This is a genomic window from Pseudoalteromonas sp. S1650, assembly GCF_005887195.1.
Taxonomy (GTDB): Bacteria; Pseudomonadota; Gammaproteobacteria; order Enterobacterales; family Alteromonadaceae; genus Pseudoalteromonas; species Pseudoalteromonas simplex.
Window position 1 is genome coordinate 181406 of record NZ_PNDF01000023.1, and the last position, 21696, is coordinate 203101.

General features: G+C 41.6%; 23 protein-coding genes. 6 read left to right on the plus strand and 17 right to left on the minus strand.

Annotation, left to right across the window (positions count from 1 at the left end; translation table 11 throughout):
- Positions 1-4: 4 nt before the first annotated feature.
- Genes murG through mraZ form a run of 10 tightly spaced genes read right to left on the minus strand, consistent with a single transcriptional unit; the run spans position 5 to position 11069 of the window.
- Positions 5-1078: an undecaprenyldiphospho-muramoylpentapeptide beta-N-acetylglucosaminyltransferase gene (gene murG, locus CWB80_RS08610; protein WP_138598839.1), complete on the minus strand. Its 1074-nt coding sequence runs from the start codon at positions 1076-1078 to the stop codon at positions 5-7.
- Positions 1075-2250, minus strand: a complete 1176-nt coding sequence (gene ftsW, locus CWB80_RS08615; RefSeq protein WP_054552731.1) for a cell division protein FtsW — start codon at positions 2248-2250, stop codon at positions 1075-1077. Before ftsW ends, murG begins: the two co-directional genes overlap by 4 nt.
- Entirely contained in the window at positions 2247-3572 is a 1326-nt protein-coding gene (gene murD, locus CWB80_RS08620; RefSeq protein ID WP_138598838.1) for a UDP-N-acetylmuramoyl-L-alanine--D-glutamate ligase, read from the minus strand. The genes ftsW and murD overlap by 4 nt, the downstream gene beginning before the upstream one ends.
- On the minus strand, positions 3573-4655 hold the full coding sequence (gene mraY, locus CWB80_RS08625; protein WP_054552733.1) for a phospho-N-acetylmuramoyl-pentapeptide-transferase: 1083 nt from the start codon (positions 4653-4655) through the stop codon (positions 3573-3575).
- Positions 4649-6037 carry a UDP-N-acetylmuramoyl-tripeptide--D-alanyl-D-alanine ligase gene (locus CWB80_RS08630; RefSeq protein WP_138598837.1) on the minus strand — a complete coding sequence of 463 codons (1389 nt, stop codon included), beginning with the start codon at positions 6035-6037 and terminating at the stop codon, positions 4649-4651. The genes mraY and CWB80_RS08630 overlap by 7 nt, the downstream gene beginning before the upstream one ends.
- Positions 6034-7512 (minus strand): UDP-N-acetylmuramoyl-L-alanyl-D-glutamate--2,6-diaminopimelate ligase, encoded by a 1479-nt coding sequence (murE, locus tag CWB80_RS08635; RefSeq protein WP_138598836.1) that lies wholly within the window; start codon positions 7510-7512, stop codon positions 6034-6036. Before murE ends, CWB80_RS08630 begins: the two co-directional genes overlap by 4 nt.
- Positions 7505-9322 carry a penicillin-binding transpeptidase domain-containing protein gene (locus CWB80_RS08640; protein WP_138598835.1) on the minus strand — a complete coding sequence of 606 codons (1818 nt, stop codon included), beginning with the start codon at positions 9320-9322 and terminating at the stop codon, positions 7505-7507. The genes murE and CWB80_RS08640 overlap by 8 nt, the downstream gene beginning before the upstream one ends.
- The gene (gene ftsL / locus CWB80_RS08645) at positions 9319-9645 is read right to left on the minus strand and encodes a cell division protein FtsL (RefSeq protein WP_054552737.1); all 327 of its coding nucleotides are present in this window, start codon (positions 9643-9645) and stop codon (positions 9319-9321) included. Before ftsL ends, CWB80_RS08640 begins: the two co-directional genes overlap by 4 nt.
- Positions 9645-10580, minus strand: a complete 936-nt coding sequence (rsmH, locus tag CWB80_RS08650) for a 16S rRNA (cytosine(1402)-N(4))-methyltransferase RsmH (protein ID WP_138598834.1) — start codon at positions 10578-10580, stop codon at positions 9645-9647. Before rsmH ends, ftsL begins: the two co-directional genes overlap by 1 nt.
- Positions 10581-10610: 30 nt before the next feature.
- Positions 10611-11069 carry a division/cell wall cluster transcriptional repressor MraZ gene (mraZ, locus tag CWB80_RS08655; RefSeq protein ID WP_054552739.1) on the minus strand — a complete coding sequence of 153 codons (459 nt, stop codon included), beginning with the start codon at positions 11067-11069 and terminating at the stop codon, positions 10611-10613.
- A 459-nt stretch (positions 11070-11528) separates the two neighbouring features.
- On the opposite strand from mraZ, the gene CWB80_RS08660 reads away from it, so the two are divergent.
- The 4 genes from CWB80_RS08660 to CWB80_RS08675 all read left to right on the plus strand — a co-directional run bounded on the left by CWB80_RS08660 (position 11529) and on the right by CWB80_RS08675 (position 13244).
- A complete protein-coding gene (locus tag CWB80_RS08660; protein WP_138598833.1) occupies positions 11529-11870 on the plus strand; it encodes a DUF883 domain-containing protein in 342 nt (113 codons plus the stop codon).
- Positions 11871-11875: 5 nt separating this feature from the next.
- Positions 11876-12322: a hypothetical protein gene (locus CWB80_RS08665; protein ID WP_054552741.1), complete on the plus strand. Its 447-nt coding sequence runs from the start codon at positions 11876-11878 to the stop codon at positions 12320-12322.
- Positions 12322-12579 carry a hypothetical protein gene (locus CWB80_RS08670; RefSeq protein WP_054552742.1) on the plus strand — a complete coding sequence of 86 codons (258 nt, stop codon included), beginning with the start codon at positions 12322-12324 and terminating at the stop codon, positions 12577-12579. Before CWB80_RS08665 ends, CWB80_RS08670 begins: the two co-directional genes overlap by 1 nt.
- A gap of 89 nt (positions 12580-12668) precedes the next feature.
- Positions 12669-13244 carry an AAA family ATPase gene (locus CWB80_RS08675; RefSeq protein ID WP_138598832.1) on the plus strand — a complete coding sequence of 192 codons (576 nt, stop codon included), beginning with the start codon at positions 12669-12671 and terminating at the stop codon, positions 13242-13244.
- A gap of 41 nt (positions 13245-13285) precedes the next feature.
- Here CWB80_RS08675 and CWB80_RS08680 read toward each other — a convergent pair whose 3' ends face one another.
- From CWB80_RS08680 to CWB80_RS08700, 5 genes are all read right to left on the minus strand, one after another.
- Positions 13286-14257 (minus strand): glutathione S-transferase family protein, encoded by a 972-nt coding sequence (locus tag CWB80_RS08680; RefSeq protein ID WP_138598831.1) that lies wholly within the window; start codon positions 14255-14257, stop codon positions 13286-13288.
- A 9-nt stretch (positions 14258-14266) separates the two neighbouring features.
- Positions 14267-15109 carry a pirin family protein gene (locus CWB80_RS08685; RefSeq protein ID WP_054552745.1) on the minus strand — a complete coding sequence of 281 codons (843 nt, stop codon included), beginning with the start codon at positions 15107-15109 and terminating at the stop codon, positions 14267-14269.
- Between the two features lie 97 nt (positions 15110-15206).
- Positions 15207-16100: a sensor histidine kinase gene (locus tag CWB80_RS23100; protein WP_283235023.1), complete on the minus strand. Its 894-nt coding sequence runs from the start codon at positions 16098-16100 to the stop codon at positions 15207-15209.
- A 50-nt stretch (positions 16101-16150) separates the two neighbouring features.
- Positions 16151-16849, minus strand: a complete 699-nt coding sequence (locus tag CWB80_RS08695; RefSeq protein ID WP_138598830.1) for a hypothetical protein — start codon at positions 16847-16849, stop codon at positions 16151-16153.
- A gap of 194 nt (positions 16850-17043) precedes the next feature.
- Entirely contained in the window at positions 17044-18009 is a 966-nt protein-coding gene (locus CWB80_RS08700; protein ID WP_138598829.1) for a YihY/virulence factor BrkB family protein, read from the minus strand.
- 122 nt (positions 18010-18131) lie between these two features.
- On the opposite strand from CWB80_RS08700, the gene CWB80_RS08705 reads away from it, so the two are divergent.
- Positions 18132-19211, plus strand: a complete 1080-nt coding sequence (locus CWB80_RS08705) for a mechanosensitive ion channel family protein (protein WP_138598828.1) — start codon at positions 18132-18134, stop codon at positions 19209-19211.
- A gap of 11 nt (positions 19212-19222) precedes the next feature.
- On the opposite strand, the gene tatA is transcribed toward CWB80_RS08705, so the two are convergent.
- Both tatA and agaR read right to left on the minus strand, forming a co-directional pair.
- On the minus strand, positions 19223-19378 hold the full coding sequence (gene tatA / locus CWB80_RS08710; protein WP_082389242.1) for a twin-arginine translocase TatA/TatE family subunit: 156 nt from the start codon (positions 19376-19378) through the stop codon (positions 19223-19225).
- A gap of 46 nt (positions 19379-19424) precedes the next feature.
- Positions 19425-20189, minus strand: a complete 765-nt coding sequence (agaR, locus tag CWB80_RS08715) for a transcriptional repressor AgaR (protein ID WP_138598827.1) — start codon at positions 20187-20189, stop codon at positions 19425-19427.
- 159 nt (positions 20190-20348) lie between these two features.
- On the opposite strand from agaR, the gene CWB80_RS08720 reads away from it, so the two are divergent.
- Complete coding sequence (locus tag CWB80_RS08720) at positions 20349-21680, plus strand: sugar MFS transporter (RefSeq protein WP_209327275.1); 1332 nt, start codon at positions 20349-20351, stop codon at positions 21678-21680.
- Positions 21681-21696 lie beyond the last annotated feature (16 nt).

The window sequence follows — 21696 nt, forward strand, 5'->3', positions numbered from 1 at the left end:
ACTACTAATCTCTTCTATCTGCTAGTTGCTCACAGCGTTTTGCAACATTGGCTGTGGCATCTAAAATAGCAAGCTGTTTTGCTTTACTTGCCATTGTTGAAATTTTTTCTGGTGCATTTACGTAAGGCGTTAATAACTCAACAACCGCCGCTTGGTTAAACTCACTTTGCTGCATAATCAATGCAGCTTGCTCAGTCACTAAATACTTTGCATTGGCAGTTTGATGGTCATCGACAGCATGTGGAAAAGGCACAAATAAGGCCATTCTTCCGGCTGCCGCAATCTCACTCACCGTTAATGCACCAGCTCGGCAAATTACCAAATCAGCCCATTGATATGCGCTATCCATATCATCAATGAATTCAGCGACTTTACTATTTTCAGTTAACCCTAACTGTTGATAGCTGGCAGTCACATTCGGTTCATTATTTTTACCTGTTTGGTGCCATATATTAAGCGTTGTTAGCGCTGAAAGTTCACTGAATACAGCTGGTAAAGTCTCATTAAGAACTTGCGCACCGAGTGAACCGCCAACTACTAGCACATTAATCGGTGTCGCTGTTTGCTTTACAGTGACATTAGCGACACTTGCTCGCACAGGGTTACCCACCACTTCGCATTGTTCTTTTGCAAAAGCCGATGGAAAAGCAGCTAAAACTTTATTGGCAAACTTTGCTAGCCAACGATTACTCATGCCTGCAACAGCATTTTGCTCATGAATAACCAAAGGAATACCTAAGCTCTTTGCTGCAATGCCCGTAGGTCCAGTCACATAACCACCCATAGCTAAAACAACATCGGGCTTTTGTGCTTTTAAAATTTTGCGTGCTTGAAAAATGGCATTCATCACCATAAATGGTGCCTTGACCAAACGTTTAATACCATTGCCACGCACACCTTTCACATTGATAAAATCAATCTCAATGTTGTGCTTAGGTACTACCGTTGCTTCCATTCTGTCAGGCGTGCCAATCCAGCTAACCTGCCAGCCTTGCTGCTTTAAAAAATCAGCAACTGCAATACCCGGGAAAATATGACCACCAGTACCGCCTGCAACAACAAGTAATTTTTTACTCATCGCTTACCTCCTCGAGAGGTTGCCTGCTTAGTTGCCATTTTTGTCTCAAAATCTATTCGCAAAAGTACACCTGTTGCTATGGTCATAATTAATAAACTAGAGCCACCGTAAGAAACAAACGGCAGTGTTAAACCTTTGGTTGGCAAAATACCCGCACTTGCGCCAACATTTACCATGGTTTGAAACGCAAACCAGATACCAATAGCAAAAGCAAAATAGCCTTCGTACTCTTTGCCGCATTTCAATGCTTTTTGACCAATTAACAGGGCTCTGAATACAAACACAGCAAGCACAATCAAAATACTTAATACGCCAAAAAAGCCAAGCTCTTCACCAATCACTGCAAAGATAAAGTCATTATGTGCTTCAGGAAGATATTGCAGTTTTTGCACGCTATTTCCTAAGCCTTGACCAAACCAACCACCTTGACTGTATGCCATTAGCGATTGCACTAACTGATAACCTTTACCGAATGGATCTTCCCACGGCTCTAAAAAGCCAGTGACACGAGCCATACGGTATGGTTCAGCGATAATTAGCACTACCACGGCAGCAATACCCGTTAAAATAAGGCCAAAAAACTGCCATAACTTAGCCCCCGCTAAAAACAACAAACCAACTGTCGTCACAAACAGTACAACTACGGTCCCTAAGTCTGGTTGCATCAAAATCAAAAATGCATACACACCAAATACAGCTAATGGCTTGAAAAAACCTTTTAAGTTCTCTTGTACTTCTTCACGTTTACGTACCAAGTAACCGGCAATATAGCTAAAGAAATACAACTTGGCGGCTTCAGCAACCTGAAAGCCCACAGGGCCAATGGGTATCCAGCGCTTTGCACCGTTCACTTCACGGCCAACAATCAGCACTAAAACCAGCAAACCTAAACCCAGCAACAATAAATAGGCGTTACTGCGCTTCCACCAATCCATAGGCACATTTGTGGCAATCCAAAATAAGAAAAAGCCCATAATTAAGAACATGCCGTGGCGAATAATAATGTGATACGGATTATCAAATAATCGCTCTGCTGTTGGCATAGAGGCACTGGTTACCATCACAAAGCCAACGCCAATCAACATCAACATGCAATACAATAACGGCACATCATAAAGCTGTGGCGATTGCTTTGGTGTTAATGCGTCACGGATGTCAGCAAATGCAATCATACTGCCTCCGCCAATACGCACTGCGCAAAATCATCACCACGTTGCATGTAATTGTTGTACATATCAATGCTGGCACATGCGGGTGCTAATAAAACGATATCGCCACTGCTGCTTAACTGTTTTGCTAGTTGCACAGCTTCATGCATGTTGGTGGTTAGGTGGCCTTTTTCGGTTAATGCTACGAGAGCTTTAGCATCCTTACCAAAACAAATAAGCGCTTTCACTTTATTGTTTAAGTATGGCTTTAAGGCATCTAAATCAGCCCCCTTTGCATCACCACCGGCAATCACAACCAATTGCTTTGCTTGATCAGCTAAGCTTTCAATCGCAGCGATAGTTGCACCTACATTGGTCGCCTTTGAGTCGTTAAAGTATTTCACTCCATTAATTTCAGCGACAAACTGGCAACGGTGTGCAAGCCCAGTAAAAGCACTAAACGCTTGCTGGTAATACTCTTTAGCAATATCAAACGGGCTCAGTAATGCCATCACCGCTAAAGCGTTTTGTTGATTGTGTGAACCAACAACATTTAAGCAGCTTGCTGGTAATACTGGTTTACCGTGTGCTGCAAAGTGTTGTTCGCCTTGATGTTCAACCAAGGCAAAATCTGCATTGGCGAGCGCAAAGCTTACTTGGGGCTGCTTTGCAGTGTGTGTTGCCACATCAATGGCATTAACTACAGCAAGCTCTGAGCCATTATAAATACTTTGTTTAGAGTCTATGTATGCTTGATAACTTGAATAACGATCGAGGTGGTCTTCACTCACATTCAACACACAGGCACTTTTCGCTTTTAAGCTATGCGTGGTATCAAGTTGAAAACTCGACAGTTCAAGTACATACACATCATAGTCTTGCGATAGTAAATCAAGTACCGCAGTACCAATGTTGCCACCGAGGCCAACTTTATAACCGGCCGCTTTCAGTACTTCAAACGCCAATGTGACCACTGTCGACTTACCATTTGAACCTGTCACCGCAACAATTGGTTTATCGGTTAAACGGGCAAAAAGCTCCACGTCACCAATCACTTCAACACCAGCATCAATCGCTTTTGCTACAGCGGGTGTCGCAAGGCTTAAACCTGGGCTGATAATAATAATGTCATTGCTGGCTAAGTCTGCCTGTTCTAAATCACCAAAGTGAGTCGTTAGCTCACTGGCATGCTCATTTAGCCAATCAGCACCCGGCGGCGCTGTGCGGCTATCAACAACAATTGGCTTAATATTCTGAGATAATAAAAAACGCACAATGCCCAGACCGGTTACACCGAGTCCGAGCACTGAAATTTGTTTGTTTTTAATCTCGTTAATTACTGTCATTTACCTGATCTTCAATGTCGCAAGGCCAGCAAGCACTAGCACGATTGAAATAATCCAAAAGCGCACAATTACGCGCGGCTCAGGCCACCCCTTTAATTCATAATGGTGGTGAATAGGCGCCATTCTAAAAATACGTTGACCACGTAATTTGTAAGAGCCTACTTGTAAAATCACCGACAATGCTTCCATTACAAACACACCACCCATGATGATAAGTACCAGTTCCTGACGAACCAGCACCGCAATAATACCCAGTGCACCACCAAGTGCTAATGAACCTACATCACCCATAAATACCTGTGCTGGGTAGGTGTTAAACCATAAGAAACCAAGTCCAGCTCCCACAATTGCTGTACACACAACCACAAGCTCACTGGCGAGCGGTAAATGCGGAATATGTAGGTAGCTTGAGAAATTAACGTTACCTGTTAAATAAGCAATAATGGCAAGTGCTGCCGCCACTAAAATGGTTGGCACAATCGCTAAACCATCAAGGCCATCTGTCAGGTTTACCGCGTTCGACGTACCTACAATTACAAAGTAAGTCATCACGATATAAAACAGCCCAAGCTGTGGTAACACGTCCTTAAAAAACGGCACAACTAACGAGGTTTCGCTGCCTTGCTGCGAGGTAAAATAAAGTGCACTGGCAACCACTAACGCAATCACTGATTGCCAAAAGTATTTCCATTTAGCAATTAAGCCTTTAGGGTCTTTGCGGATCACTTTACGGTAGTCATCAATAAAACCAACCACGCCCAACGAGCCCACGACAAATAAAGTTGCCCAAACATATTTATTTGAAAGGTCTGCCCACAGTAATGTGCTGGTAAAAATCGCCCCTAAAATCAAAATGCCGCCCATAGTTGGCGTACCTTTTTTAGATAGGTGAGATTCTGGACCATCGTGACGAACCACCTGACCAATCTGCATTTTTTGCAATGCACGAATTAGCTTAGGACCAAAATAAAGTGAGATAAGTAGCGCTGTTAAAATACCTAAAATTGCGCGCAGCGTTAGGTAAGAAAAAACATTAAAACCACTGTAATACTGTGTTAAATACTCGGCCAGCCAAACTAACATGACGATACTCCATTATTGCCATTTTGCTGGCTATTTACTAAATCTGTGACCACAAGCTCCATACGAGAACTGCGCGAACCTTTTACAACAACTGTGGTTTTTTGCGTCGATTGAGCAAGTTCACTTTGTAATTGTTGTAATAATTGTTCACGGCTTGAGAAGTGGCGGTTTGGCTTTTCAAATACATCACTGGCTGATTTACTTAATACACCTAGGCTATAAAGTTCATCAATGCCTTTTTGCTGTGCATATTCACCGACTTGTTGATGATAAAAACGCGCTTCTTCACCAAGCTCGCCCATATCACCTAACGCAAAAATACGACGCCCCGGCATATCACTTAACAAATCAATTGCCGCTTTAACCGATTGCACATTCGCGTTGTAGGTATCATCAATCACCGTCAATGAGTCTGACACTTTAAGGACGTTTACACGACCTTTAACTTCACCCATGGTTGCCAGCGCCGATGCGACACTTTCGAGACTTACACCGAGCTCAGTGGTTAAGGCGGTGGCTATTAACGCATTAGCAATATTATGCTTGCCCGGTAATGCCAATGTGACAGGTACTTTTTTATCTTTATTGCAAAGCACAAAAGAAGCGCGCGCTTGTTCATCAAGCACCACATCTTCTGCCCAATAATCTAATTGTTGGCTAGTAGAAAAACGTTTTACGTTGCGATTAGTTAACTTTTCAAGCCAAAAATCGGCATAATCGCTGTCGCAATTAACTACGGCAACACCATCAGGCTTTAAGCCATCATAGATTTCGCCTTTGGCCGTTGCTACACCTTGTAATGAGCCAAAGCCTTCTAAGTGAGAAGCTGCAACATTACATACCACAGCAACATCAGGTTTCGTCATTGCAACGGTGTAAGCAATTTCACCAATGTGGTTTGCACCTAACTCAATCACCGCATATTGGTGTTGTGGTTCAAGGCGTAATAACGTGAGTGGTACGCCAATGTCATTATTAAAGTTGCCTTTTGTTGCCAGTACTTCACCATGACCAGATAAAATCGCCGCACACATTTCTTTTACGGTCGTTTTACCCACGCTACCAGTAATAGCAATTGTTTTCGGTGCAACCTGTGCCATCACAGCTGCGCCGATGTGACCTAGCGCAATACGTGTGTCACTAACCACAAACTGCACAATATCGACATTAACAGGGCGCGCTACAATAGCAGCTATCGCGCCTTTTTCTTTTGCTTGCGCAACAAATTTATGGCCATCAAAATTAGGCCCTTGTAGCGCTAAAAACACTTCACCGTCACACAAAGTACGGGTGTCAGTGTTAATATTTTTTACCGTTTGATTACCACCTTGGTAATCGGTTGCTAGAACTTTAGCTAGCCAATCAAAATCCATAGGGATCATAACTGCGCCCCTTGCGATTTTTCTTTTAATTGTTGTTGTACATATTGACGATCGCAGAAGTCGATTCGTTGGTCGCCAATAATTTGATAATCTTCGTGACCTTTGCCCGCAATAAGGATGACATCATCAGCACTCGCTTGCGAAATGGCATAACTAATAGCCTGCGCGCGGTCTGCTTCACAATGTGCGCGTTCAGGCTGCTTAAGCCCCGCAACCACATCAGCGATAATAGCGTCAGGGTCTTCACTTCTTGGGTTATCGCTGGTGACAATAATACGGTCTGCATTGCCTTCAGCTGCTTTTGCCATCATCGGGCGCTTGCCTTTGTCTCTGTCACCACCACAGCCAAACACACAGCTAACGCCACCTGGAACGTGCTTTTGCAATGCTTGTAATGCCAGTGCTAATGCATCAGGAGTGTGGGCATAATCAACAATACAAGTCGGTTGACCTGGTGCACTAAATGCCTGCATGCGCCCAGCAACAGGCTGCAATGATTTACACCCTTCAACGAGTAAATCAAGTGGGTAACCCATACCTAATAAAGTGGCCATAGCAGCGGCTAAGTTATATAAGTTAAACTCGCCAAAAAGTGTGCAATTAACTTCGGCTAGCCCCCAGCTGGTATCAAACTTCGCCGAAATACCGCTGTTATCATAAGTTACATCGCTAAAATAAACAAAACGCGCATTTTCAGGCGTGAGGTTTTTATGGCCGTAACAAATTAGATTATTGAAGTCGTATTTTTCTAACCATGCTTCAACTTGCGCATCATCTTGATTAAGCACCACAAGCTGTGGCATATGGTCACGCATTAACATTAACTTGGCATCAGCGTAAGCATCCATGGTGCCGTGATAATCTAAGTGGTCGCGTGTAAGATTAGTAAATACTGCTGCTTTAAACTGACAATTATCAACGCGATGCTGCACTAAACCATGAGATGAGACTTCCATGGCCACAACATCATTCTGCTCTGCGACAAGCTCAGATAAAATACGCTGTAAATCAACGCTCGATGGCGTGGTATTTGCAAGCTCAGTCAGATTATCAGGGTGCCCATAACCGAGCGTACCAATCACTGCTGCGCGTTTATGACAGTGCTGTGCTAAGTGCGCAATCATTGCTGTGGTTGTTGACTTGCCATTGGTGCCTGTCACACCCACTAACTCAAGCTGCTTTGATGGTTGCTGGTAAAAAGCTGCTGCAAGTGCTGGCAGCTTTTTTGCTAAATCGGTAACTAAGTAAAGTGGTTCAAACTCACTTTCGAACTCACATAAACGGTCAGCAATAACTGCCACCGCACCATTTTCAATGGCTTTGTCAATAAACTGTCCGCCATCAAGCTGATGGCCTTTAATGGCGACAAACACATCGCCAGCTTTTACATCTCGACTATCAAGACGTAGTTGGTTAACCAATAAACTATTGGCCTCAACATCAATTTGATTAAGAATCGGTTTTAAATCACGCATCGTTATCTTTGCCTTCTACGTACGCAACCGCATCTTTGTCCGGTGCAACGTTTAGAATTCTTAAGGCATTGGAGACAATCTCTGCAAATGCAGGGCCTGCCGTCGCACCGCCGTAATAAACATCTCCACCCGGTTCATTAATCATTACTACTACCGCTAAACGTGGGTTACTCGCTGGCGCAATACCAGCAAAATAGCCAACATATTCGTCACCATACCCGCCCACAGCGGCTTTCTTAGAGGTACCTGTTTTGGCAGCAGCACGATAGCCATCAACATGAACTTTTTGTGCAGTACCACCTTTTTCGAATACGCTTTCCATCATGTGAACAACCGCTTCAACGTCTTTTTGTTGGAAAATACGTTCACCCTCTGGCACTGACTCTTGTTTAAGAACTGTTAGCGGGCGCATAACGCCACCAGAGCCTAACATGGCATAAAAACGAGCCATTTGGGCGGTACTTACAGCTAAGTTATAACCAAATGATAATGCAGCAATTTCATGATCTGACCAGCGTCGATTTGGGTAAAATAAACCGCTGCTTTCACCAACCATGCCTGTACCACTATCACTGCCAAACCCCACCTTTTGGTAAAGCCCTACAAAATAGTCTTTTGGTACTTCTTGACTGACCTTAGTTACACCCATATTACTTGAATACTTTAAGATTTCTCTTAAGGTCATCTCACCATGGTTACGAGTATCTTGCACAAGGCTGCCACCCACACGCATCCAGCCAGGATAAGTATCAATAATTGAATCCGGTTGAATTGCGCCGTAGTCTAAACCAGCTAAAATGGCTAGTGGCTTAACAGTAGAGCCTGGCTCAAACAAATCGGTGATAGCACGGTTACGACGCTTGTGCGGTGCAGCATCGTTTAAGTTATTAGGGTTAAACGATGGGCTATTCACCATAGCTAATACTTCGCCGGTTTTAACATCAACAACCATGGCTGAACCCGAAGTTGCTTTATAGGTTAGAACTGCTGATTTTACTGCTTTATAAGCAATCGCTTGAATGCGCTGATCAATACTTAAATGAATGTTTTCAGGCTCAACACGTTCACGCTCATCAAGCACTTCTACTTCACGGCCTTGGGCATCTTTACGAATGGTGCGCTGACCTTCAACACCCGTTAACGCCTTTTCATAAAGCTTTTCGATTCCCTCAATACCATGACCATCAATGTTAGTAAATCCAATAACATGGGCTGTTACTTCACCGGCAGGGTAATAACGTTTTGACTCATCAAGTAAGTGGATACCTGGTAAACGAAGATCACCAATATAGTTAGCAACAGCAGGGGTAACCTGACGTTTTAAGTAGACAAAACGACGCTTTGGATTATCACGAAGGCGAGAGTTAACTTTGCTTGGTTCAATGCGTAATACATCCGCAAGTTCACGCCAGCGAATATCATTATTGTAATAAGCGGCAATACGTTTATCTAACTCAACCGTATTTTCAGCCAGTGCTTGTTGATCTTCGCCATTTTTTCTAGCTTGACGAAGAACTTTACTGATCAGTGATTTATGCAGCGCTTTCGGATCCGCATACACACTTACCACAGGTACGCTGACCGCCAACTCTTTGCCATTACGATCGAAGATCATGCCACGTTGCACATGTTGTTTTTCAACACGCACAGTTCGTTTATCACTTTCAGAACGCGCTTTATCTGGTTCAATAACCTGTAAAAAAGCGGCACGCGCAACCAGCGTCATAAAGACTAAAAACACCACTGAGCACACCAGCAAAAAACGCCATGTGATTAAGGTATTTGTTGGCTTTTTCCCTCTGCTTCTCATCGCAGTATTACCACCTGTTCGTCTTGGCTAGTTGGCCGTTTCATTTCTAATTGCATAGTCGCGACTTCTTCAATGCGCGCATGCTGTGAATAAAACTCTTCTTCTACGAGCAAGTAACGCCACTCAAGATCGAGCTCATCACGCTCTTGCAATAATTTGTCTTGTTCAATCAATTGCTGACGCGCTAGATGCGTCACCTGAACCACACTCAAACTAGATGCGAGGATCACAACCAACAAGGCCAAGGTCAGCTTATTAGCTCCTAGGCCTTTGAAAATTTCTGTAAATAAATTAGGTTGGCGATGTGTCGCTTTAGCTTTCATTACAACCTCTGCGCAACCCTTAACACTGAACTACGTGAACGCGGGTTTGCTTCAATCTCCACCTTACTTGGCTTAATGGCTTTACCCACTGCCTTTAACGTCAGGTTTTTGTTTATTTGTGCGTCCGTCAAAGGCAGACCTCTGGGTATCGCCTCTCCCTTACTCTGTTTTTTAATAAACTGCTTAACAATGCGATCTTCTAACGAGTGGAACGAAATAACCACTAAACGTCCCCCTGGTTTTAAAACCTCAACAGCGGCTTGCAATGCAGTTTGAATTTCTTCAAGCTCACTATTGATATAAATACGGATCGCTTGGAATGTGCGTGTAGCTGGGTGTTTGTGCTTATCTTTAACTGGCACAGCTTCATCGACTAAATCAGCAAGCTGCTTAGTACTTGTGATTGCAGTGTGCTCACGTGTTTCAATGATCTTATGAGCAATTCGACGACCAAATTTTTCTTCGCCATAGGTTTTAATCACATGCGTGATATCTTCTAGTTCAGCTTCAGCTAGCCATTGTGCAGCACTGCGACCACTGGTTGGATCCATACGCATATCAAGTGGGCCATCTTTCATAAAACTAAAACCGCGTTCAGCATCATCAAGCTGTGGTGAAGAAACACCGATATCCAACAAAATACCGTCAACTTTACCGATTAAATCGTTATCTTCAGCAACCGCTTTTAGGTTTGAAAAACGAGTGTGAGCAATTGAAAAACGCGCATCATCGGCAAATTTTTCGGCGGCTTTAATAGCTTGTGGATCCTGATCAATCGCCTGTAAGCGACCTTGTTCACTTAAACGCGCAAGAATTTGCCCCGAGTGCCCACCGCGACCAAATGTGCCATCCATGTAAATGCCTTCAGGTTTAATATCCAAAGCATCTATGGTTTCGTCCATCAGTACAGAGACATGTTCAAATTGCGCTGTCATTAGCTATTATTTGCCTTTTTCTTTGTGCCGTTAGAGTGAGAAGTTATCGAACTCAGGATTCGCCTCAAAATCGCCTAGGCGTTCAATTTCAGTATCTTGGCGCATTTGTTCATGCCAACGATCTTCATCCCAAATTTCGAACTTGTTCATCAAGCCAACCAACATGATTTTTTTTCCTAGTTCTGCATGGGCTCGTAACGAAGGTGCCAGCAAAATTCGGCCATTTTTATCTAATTGATATTCTGTGGCATTGCCGAGCAACATTCGTTGCATGCGGCGAGCGCGTGGATTCATATTTGAAATTTTTAATAGTCGCTCTTCTATTTCAAGCCACTCGGCTAACGGGTATAACCACAAGCAGGGCTCGTTTAAAGCAACAGTGCAAATAACCGTTCCCTGATCTTCAGACAAGATCGCATCTCGGTACTTAGTTGGTACCGCAAAACGTCCTTTATCATCCAAACTCAGTGAGCTCGCACCCCGAAACATAACATGCCTTAAATTAGGTTATTTATTGTAACTGACTATCTCTGATCCAATTTGATCCACTAAAAACCACTTTTTACCACAGTGCTCCAGTTTAGGGCTTGACAAGCTATTTTGTCAAGTAACTAGATCATCTTCAGTGCCTTCTAAAGCCAGAAAAAATAAGGCCTCAAGCAAAGCCTCTGAATTACGTGGGAAAAAGTGGAAAACATAGAAAAAAATTTTTTTTCCAATTTTATTGGCAATCTAATGGGGAAAAATGGTTAATGAATAACCAATGAACAATTACAAAATTATCTTATTCTGTAATTTTTACTTAATCACCCTGCAAGAGTTACGAAAAACCACTAACCAAGAACGCAATAAAAAGAATAAACAATTGAAAATTATTGATTTTATATTTTGGTATGAAGGTTGCGATGAATTAATCACCAATTAAATGGCAATTTTTAAGGAATGATTATGACTACCGCAACTTCAAAATCGAATTCAAGCACGGCAACAAGTAACAGTGCAAACTCGAACGCGGCTCAAGTAGAGGCGCCATTCACAGAAAAAGCGACAGAGGCAGCTCACCACGCAGTAGATGCATTATCAACACGCGCTGCTAGTGCTGAACATAGTGTACGTCAGGGTGCATCTAACTCTGCTCAAACGCTTTCGGAAAAGCAAGCAATAGCACGCGCTAAAATTAATGAATACAGTGGTAAAACTCGTAAACTTGCATCAGAAAACCCACTTGCAACAGCAGGTATTGCATTTGCTGCAGGCATGTTAGTAACTGCACTTATTCGTCGTAAGTAATTGTTATGCAAACTTCTCAATCTACAGATGAGAAAACGCAAGATGCCACTGATCAGCCATTAAACGCTGATCAGTGGCAAGATCACCTTGCTAAACTATCTGACTACGGCAAACAGCTATATATTGACTATCGCAAACAAACTGGGACTTGCAAAAAGCTTGCAGCTGCGGAGTGGCGCTTATCAACACGTTCACTCGCCTTAACTATTATACTACTTGTCTGTTTTGCCGGTGGTTTAGTGTTACTTTGGGCTGGTTTACTTGCTACTGTCGGTATCGCGATATTCAGCTTTAGCCAATCATTGTGGTTAGCCGCTATTTCACTGATTGCATTACAATTGCTTTGTCTTGCATGGCTTTGGAAGAACATTGGTTATGTCAGCAGTAAAATAGGTTTTGATCATACGCTAAAAAGTATTCGTCAATTATTGAATATTAGTAAGGATGAATGATGTTAATTGATTATTTTATTAATAAACCGCAACACAGAGTAACTAAGCTAAGCCAGCAAATGGATTTACAAGATGAGCTTAAACGTCAACACCATCAAGCGTTCAAATACCGTTTAAAACGCTTTGCGGTAAGTAAAGTGGGTGTTGCCAGTGCCTTCACTGCGGGTATGGGTTATGAAGCACTTAATAACTCAGACCACAAGGACAGTAAATTGAAACAAGTCAGCCGCTTCAGCTGGTTACTGCGTTTGTTGTGATCATTATCATGTAATGTTTGCTTTTTACTTCTCTTTGCCACCTATTTTCATTACCTTAAACACAAACGAGCAATTTGTGAGGATGTAAGGTGAAGAAAAGGATTGTACTAACTGGTGGCCCTGGCGGTGGTAAAACAACAGCCATCGATCTATTAAGACGTGAATTTTCTAATCAAATTGTTGTTGTACCAGAATCTGCGACCATGCTGTTCAGCGGTGGTATAGAACGTGGTGATGCAACTCACCTGATCAAAGCTCACCAACAAGCTATCTTCAGCTTACAAAAACACCTTGAACATATTCAACGAACCATGCACCCAGATCGTTTAATGCTTTGCGATCGTGGTAGCTTAGATGGACTTGCCTACTGGCCCGGTGAGCAAGATGAGTTTTTTGAGTGTCTGAATACCAACCTACATACCGAGCTTAATCAATATGATGCAGTGATCTTTTTTGAAACAGCAGCGAAGTCTGGGCAAAGTATTCATTCTAATAACCCAGTCAGAAACGAGTCTGATCAGCAAGCCATATTGCTTGATGACAAACTGCAAGCAGTTTGGTCTCAGCACCCTAATTTTAATTTAGTGAAAAGTTCTGAGTCATTTATTCAAAAGGTGATGTTTGGCATCGACACTATCCGCAAGGTCATGGATAGTTATAACTAACAGTTCAATCAAGTCATTAAACTGTTAGTTATCAAGGTTTATTAACCACGGTTATGAGACCGAGCGTAGTCTATATCAGGCCCTTTTGGCACAACTTGAGTTGGGTTGATCATGGTGTGGCTAAAATAGTAATGACGTTTTATATGATAAAAATCAACGGTCTTACTTACACCTTCAATTTGATATAACTCACGTAAATAGTTGCTGATCGCCGGATAGCTCTCAATAGTACGCAAATTACATTTAAAGTGGCCCACATAAACACTGTCGAAGCGAATTAAGGTGGTAAATAAACGCCAGTCGGCCTCAGTCAGTGTGTCACCCACTAAATAACGACTAGCTGTTAAACGTTGCTCAATCTTATCTAGAGCGGCAAAGAGATTATCAAAGGCTTCCGTGTAAGCTTCTTGCGTTGTCGCAAAGCCAGCACGATACACCCCGTTATTAATATTGTGATAAACAAACTCATTAACTTCATCAATTTCAGAGCGCAACGATTGCGGATAAAAGTCGCGTTCATTACCTGTAAGGCCATTAAACGCGCTATTAAACATTCTGATAATTTCAGCAGATTCGTTGCTAACAATACGCTGCGTTTTTTTATCCCAAAGCACGGGAACCGTAACACGACCAGAGTAATCGGCTTTGTTACGCGTATAAATTTGATGCATAAATTCGCTATCGAAAAGTGCATCACCGGTGCTGTGATTGTCTTTATCAAAGGTCCAGCCATGCTCTAGCATGTCAGGACTGACAACCGACACACTGATATAATCTTCAAGGCCTTTTAAATGGCGAAAAATCAAAGTGCGATGAGCCCACGGGCAAGCTAAAGAGACATATAGATGGTAACGATCTTTCTCAGCTTTAAAGCCCGCATCACCGCTTTGCCCTGCACTACCATCTGCTGTAACCCAGTTGCGTAACTGGGCTGCCTCACGTTTGAACTCACCTTGATTGTTATCGGTGTCGTACCATTTATCTTGCCATTGGCCATTTACTAGTAATCCCACAATAACCTCCTATAGTGTGCCAAATTTACCTAGCTGATAGTCACGTACTGCTTGTTGTAACTCAGCTTGGGTTGTCATTACAAACGGGCCCATATGAGCGATTGGTTGCTTAAGCGGCTCACCGGCTAGAATTAACGCCCCTGCACCCGTTTGCGAGTTAAACTCAATGTCACTGCCAGGCTCTAAAATCAATAAGCTACCTGCTTTAACTGGTCCGCCCTGTTCAGTATGAATTTCTCCGGTATGGATATAGATCATCACCTTAGTTTGTGTAAGCGGTGTATGGTAAAACTGCGTACCAGCCGGTAAAGTCACATCAGCAAGCATGCCATCAGCGGCGAGATCTTGTAGGCTAGAGTCCTGCTTTTCACCTGCAAATTGCCAGCTTCCAGCTAATGCTTTTAGCTCAACACCTTGCTCATTTTGAGTCGTTGGTGCTGGCGCTTCAGTGGTATCTTGATATCGCGGCGCTCTTAGCTTCTCGGCACTTGGCATATTTAACCAAATCTGAAAGCCATGCATACCTTCTTTAGCATCTGCTAATGGCATTTCACTGTGGATCACACCAAAACCGGTACTCATCCACTGCACATCGCCAGCACGAATTGCTTTTTTGTTACCCATTTGATCTTGGTGCTCAAAGCCACCTTTAATAATATAAGTAAAGGTTTCGATACCACGGTGAGGGTGCGCAGGAAAGCCGCCCATAAAATCACTATGATCATCGGATTTAAGCTCATCGATCATTAAGAAAGGGTCTAAGTACTTGCCATCAAAACCTGGAATACGGCTGATGTTTACGCCATCACCATCTTGTGTGGCATGGCTATTTAATTGTTGAATCACTTTCATAACTTTACTCCCGTGAATTGTATGAAGTGATTTTAGGCGCTATTTTAACTAACAACCATGAGTAAAATAAGCACCTAACGTTCTATAAAAGCGAACACTAAAGAGGTTCTATATCATCGCTCTGCGTTATTTCATGCTCAGTTTGAAGATTTGGCAAAGTTAAATAAAAAGTGGTGCCTGTCTGTTCTTCAGATTCGAAACTAATCGAGCCCTTTAATTTTTGCGTAACTAAATTCATAACAGCATAAAGCCCTAGACCAGTATTTTTTTGGACACGCTTAGTAGTAAAAAAAGGATCAAATATTTTATCTTGAATATCTTCGCTTATGCCGCAGCCATTGTCTTTAACACTTATAAAAACATTATTATGTTTAAAACTTGCTGAAACTTCTATTTTTGCGCCTTCAATCTGCCCATCAAACGCATGAAAAAAAACATTTGAAAACAAGTTTGTCATAACGTGATTAAATGTTCCTGGGTAACTTTGAATTTTTAAATCATCGGGTATGTTAAAAATCACCTCAACATTTTTATTTTTAGAATCTGACTTAAACGACATCACAATATCATGCAGATGCGGATTCAAGTTAATTACCCTTAATTCATCACAATGCTGATCAGCGGCAATTTGTTTAAAGCTTGTTATCAATTCAACTAATCGATCTAAATTAGAATGAAGTAATAAGCTAATTTCTTCTGAAGTATGTACATATTTTTCAAGTGAGCCTTTACTAACGCGTTTATCAGCTAGCACTTTTCCCATCTTTTTATTTTCATCTTCAAGGTAACTGACAGCTGTTATACATATACCTACAGGCGTGTTGACTTCATGTGCTACCCCAACAACTAGACGACCTAGTGCTGCTGTTTTTTCTGCTTCCATTAAGTATTTTTGAGTCTTTGCCATTAAATCCATAGATTCTTTAAGCTGCAAGTTTTTCTCAGTCAAAGAAGATGTTTTTTCTGCCACTTCAGCTTCAAGTGAAGACACATATAAATGATTAAGTGATTTGCGCAAACGGCCGATAAAATACAGCACAATTAAAATGGTAATAAAGCAGCAAAAAGCGACATCAAGTAGTGATCTCGCGTCGCAGTATGCAGATTTTGCTCGGTTCGATAATCTAACATAAACAAAAAGTTATTAATGTGACTCATTATTTCTGACTTTGCCAAAAAGTAATCATCACTATACAAACTCAGAATCGCGTCAATTTGCTCCTTTTCCATATTCTCGTCAGATTTATTTGCTAAAGCTTGAAAAGCAGCGTACTCAATTTTTGTTAAATCATTTGATGCTTTTTCTGCAAGCCGGATTTGTTGCATCTCCTCATCTGTTATACCAATGGAATTTAGCATAGCTTGGAGTGATTTTTTTTCACCGTCAGGAAATGGAGCCTTACCGTTATGAGGCATTAACATATCCCAATAAACACGGTGATAATCTTCTGGACGTGGAGCTTCACCATTGCGAATAGCTAGAATTTGGTTAAAAAAGTCTAAAAATTTAGTATTGCCTGTTACCGTATAAGCCCTTGCCATTAAACTTAATTGATCTGAACTTTGTCTGACTTGCTCAGCCAAAATATAAGACTGATACCTAACCTTAGTTTCAGCCTCTATGGTTTTTAAACTGCCATACATTAAATAAACTGACAAAGCCGTTAACCCAGCTAGAATTACAGCAACCAAATTAAGTAAAGATAAACGCTTAATATTAAGTTGGAGCTCTTTTTGCATTTCATGACCTATAAATATGATTACAGCTAGAGATCGCAGATTTAACTTTCTGACCTACTGATACGTAAAATCACAGTACGAGTCATAAAAACCAAAATCGAACTTTAGGATTAAATATTTAATAGAAGTCAATTCTAAAAATGTCAATTAGGGCCTAGGGGTTACCTTAAGTCTAGGAGTAACTCGACTGCGTCTTATTGCTCATTTTCTCGTTGTTTAATTGTCAATCTATCGGCCACGATCGCGCCGCGTTTCCCTACAGCTTTTTCTGGCCCAATAGTGCTATCAACTAGAGTTTGTTGCTCTGTACTGGCATTGATAGCCGCACCAAAAATGATGATATATGCGCTGATATAAAGCCACATCAACATGATCACCACACCACCTAGCGATCCATAGGTTTCGTTATAACTAGCAAATTGAGATACATAATATGAAAAACCAATTGATGCGATGATCCACATTAACGTAGCAAGTATTGAGCCCGGCGTGATCCAGCGCCATTTAGCTGGAGTTCGATGAGGCGCATAACGATATAAAAACGCTAAAGCGAGATTAAAAATAATGGCTAACAATGGCCAAGTAATGAGCTGAATCATTAAGTCGATAAGCTCTGTTAAACCAACTAAGTTGAGTACAATCGGTAAGATACCAATGATCAATAATGCCACCAGCGCAACTACAATAGCACCCAGAGAAAATAAAAAACGCACCACTAATGCCATAAAGAACTGACGCTTATTACGCTGATGATAAGTAATATTACAGGCGGTAATAAGTGCTTGGCAGCCTTTACTGCTACTCCAAATAGTTAATAGCAAGGTACCTATGGCACTTGCACTCAATACCTTATTTGACTGCTGAGTGATATCGCTAACTTGAAGCAAAATGATGTCACGACTACTTGCAGGTAATATCGCAATCACCTTATCTAACTGATCATGGATATCTGTGGGAGAAGCAAAATAGGCATATATGGATACAATAGCTGCCAGAGCAGGAAAAATAGCTAAAAGAGCATAAAATGCCACGCCTGCTGCTACAAAAGATAAATTGTCTTGTGATAGGTTGTGATAAACCCGTTTACTGATATCCCACCAACCTCGAATTGGGATTTCCATCGGTGAACGAGCTTGAAAACCGCGGTTACCATTCGCCATAAGTGACCCAAAGAATGACTGTGAAAAGTACAATGCTGCAAACAACTTGCCAGTAATTATGGCGCCTGAATTGCATTGAACTAAACTTATTGAAGCAACTTAAAGATCCATGGAGCGGTGCAATGAGTTATTATTTACTTACTGAAAATCAACTAGCTAACATTTTAACAGCATCAATTTCCATAGCATCTCAAACAATTTCTGAAAGCTTATCTTGGCAAGACTTAAACTTTCAAATTACGCAGTTTTTACATACTGCATGGCAAATGTTACCTGCACTGACACTTGGTATTGCGGCCATCATTATCTGTTACTTGTTGGCCCGCCCTTTATCTTATCTATTAATAAAACCGCTTGGCTTTGTCAGTGAAAGCAAACTTTTACATGTCGTTACGAGGCGCTTTTTTAGCATTATTATTATCTTGTTTGGAGTCTACTTATTTTTGCGTCTAGCAGGGCTAACCAGCTTTGCTGTGGCTATTATGAGTGGTACTGGCTTAGTTGGGCTTATTTTAGGTTTTGCTTTTCGCGATATCGCCGAAAACTTTATCTCAAGTATGCTACTTAGCGTACAGCGCCCTTTTCGTATTGATGATGTTATTGAAGTAGATGGTCGTTTAGGAGTAGTTAAAAAGGTTACGGCGCGCGCCACTACCTTGGTTGACTTTGACGGTAATCATATTCAAATTCCCAATGCGACCGTATATAAGAACGTTATTAAAAACCTCACCGCAAACCCAAAAATGCGGGGCCACTTTAATGTTGGCATTGGCTACGATAATGACATTCGCTATGCCCAGCAATTAGCAATGAAAGTGGTTAATCAAAACCCTGCTGTTATTAATGATCCGCCAAGCCAAGTACTTATTAATTCATTAGGCTCAGCAACTCTTAATCTAACCATTTATTTTTGGGTAAATAGTAACGAACACAGTACTATCAAAGTGGCCTCACAATTGATGCGAGAGTTGGTCAATACTTATTTAGCGGAGCAAATAAGCATGCCGGATGATGCTCGCGAGCGAATTATTTTAAATAGCGAAAACGATACCGAACAGCCAAACAATAATGTAAGCGCAGAGCTAAAAACAGCAAAATCACTTGACGACCATAGCCTTGATGATGTTAGCAGTGATGCCGATGATATCCGCGAACAAGCAGATCAATCTCGCGACCCAGAGCAAGGTAATAACATTATTTGAGACAAAGATTATCAGGCTTCGTCTTTGGGTTTATCTTGCATTGCACGTTTAAACCCTTTAATTGATGTCCCTAAGTCACCACCGATCCGTGACAGTTTTTTTGTGCCAAATAAAAGCACCACAATTGCGGCAATAATAGCTAATTGCCAAACACTTATTCCTGCCATAATAACCTCCTTAAGGTTTAGGTAATTTGTCAGTATGCTACTAGCTCTAAACAGTGATTACGTCGATCCCCAAAGCAACCAATGACTCAACAAATTCAGCTGGCATGTTTTTATCGGTTACTAGCACATCGATTGATTTTAGTGGTAATACATTATACAAAGCCCGTTTACCAAATTTACTTGAATCAGTTACAGCAATCACTTGATCTGCACGTGTGCACATTGTTCGGTTTAACATTGCTTCAGGCTCATAATGGGTGGTGATCCCCGCTTCAGGATCTATGCCATCCACTCCTAAAATAACCTTTTTGAAATTATATTTACTGAGTGCTTGTTCAACTTCATTTGAGTAAAAAGACATTGATTTCTTGCGCAATTGCCCACCCAGCATAAATACATTGGCATCGTCTATATCAGCTAGTACATGTGCGATATTGAGGCCGTTTGTCATCACGGTTAAGTCTTGTTTGTTGATCAATGCTTTCGCGACTTCTTCGGTTGTGGTGCCCGAATCAATAATTAGTGAATCGCCATCATCAACTAAATTTGCAACAGCTTTTGCCAGTAGAACTTTCACAGCATAATTTTCGTTATGCTTATCTTTAACTGATAACTCTTTGACCAATTTATCACAAGCAATTGCGCCGCCGCGAGAACGAACAACCAGACCACGCTTGCCCAGTTCGTTAAGATCATGGCGAATACTAACCTCAGAAATATCAAAAGTTTTCGCAAGATCTTTAACATTTACTTTGCCATTTTCCTCGGTCATCAGAACGATTTTTTGTCTTCTTTCTATTGTGGTTAGCATAGCTGGCCTGTTGTTTATATAGCTGCTTTCAAATTCGTAGTTCAATATTACACAATTTACAGTTTCAAAGCCAAGCTTAGTTTCGAAATAAAATAAAACTTTCAAAACTTACGAAAAATGTTTTATCATTAATCTACCGTTAACTTATTGATGACAAAAATGACAACACAAAGCTCACTATTAGAGCAAACAGAACACACCAACCGTACACAATTACTACCTATGTTGATCATAGGTGGCTTGTTTTTCTTATTTGGCTTTATAACTTGGCTCAATGGATCTTTGATTCCATTTCTACAAATGGTCTGTGATCTCAACCATATTGAAGCTTACATGGTGACATTGGTGTTTTATATCGCCTATACCGTCATGGCACTGCCGAGCGCTAAGATATTGAAATTATTTAGTTATAAGCATGGTATGTCATTTGGTTTAGGCACCATGGCATTTGGCGCGTTGTTGTTTATTCCTGCCGCACAAATTCAGGCTTATTGGTTATTTTTGGTTGCCTTATTTACTTTAGGAAGCGGCCTCACCTTATTACAAACCGCTGCGAATCCTTACATCGTGCTAATTGGTTCTAAAGACACGGCAGCCGTACGCATTAGCATCATGGGTATTCTCAATAAGAGCGCAGGTGTGGTTGCTCCATTGCTCTTCTCTGCGATTGTATTTAGCGACATTGCCAGCTTTAGCCCTGAAGCTCTCGCCCAATTGAACAGCATTCAAAAGCAATTGCAGTTACAAGAACTGGCTAATCGTTTAATTACTCCTTACTTTGTAATGGCAATCGCATTAGCGATATTAGCGGCGTTGATTATGCTGGCTCCATTACCTGATATTGAGCAACCAAAAACTAGCAACAACAGCGAGAGTAAATCAGTACTGCAATTCCCACACTTGGTTTTAGGCGTGATAGCTCTATTCTTTTACATAGGTGCAGAAGTCATTGCCGGCGACACCATTGGCCTTTACGGCAAAGAACAAGGGGTATTGCAGTTCGCTGAACTCACCTCTTACACCATGGGCTTTATGGTGCTAGGTTATGTGTTAGGTATCGTGTTAATTCCTCGTTTTTTTAGTCAGCAGCAGGCGCTGATATTTTCCGCGTTAAGTGGTTGTGTGTTTTCACTTGGCATCATTTTGATTGATCCGCAACAAACTGCGATTGCAAACGTAGTGCTCTTTTGGCTTGCTGATAACAGTTTTCCAGATACTGTGTTATTTGTTGCATTACTTGGTTTATCGAATGCGCTGGTATGGCCGACCATTTGGCCTATGGCCCTTGCAAACCTTGGTGATAAAACCCAAACCGGCGCGGCATTACTGATTATGGGTATTTCAGGTGGCGCGCTATTACCTTTGGTATACGGTGTATTTGCAGAATATACGGGCAATGCACAACAAGCTTACTATCTGTTGATCCCTTGCTATGCGTTTATTCTTTATTACGCACTGATTGGTCACAAACTAACAAGTTGGCGAAAGTAACGACATGGGCAGGCTT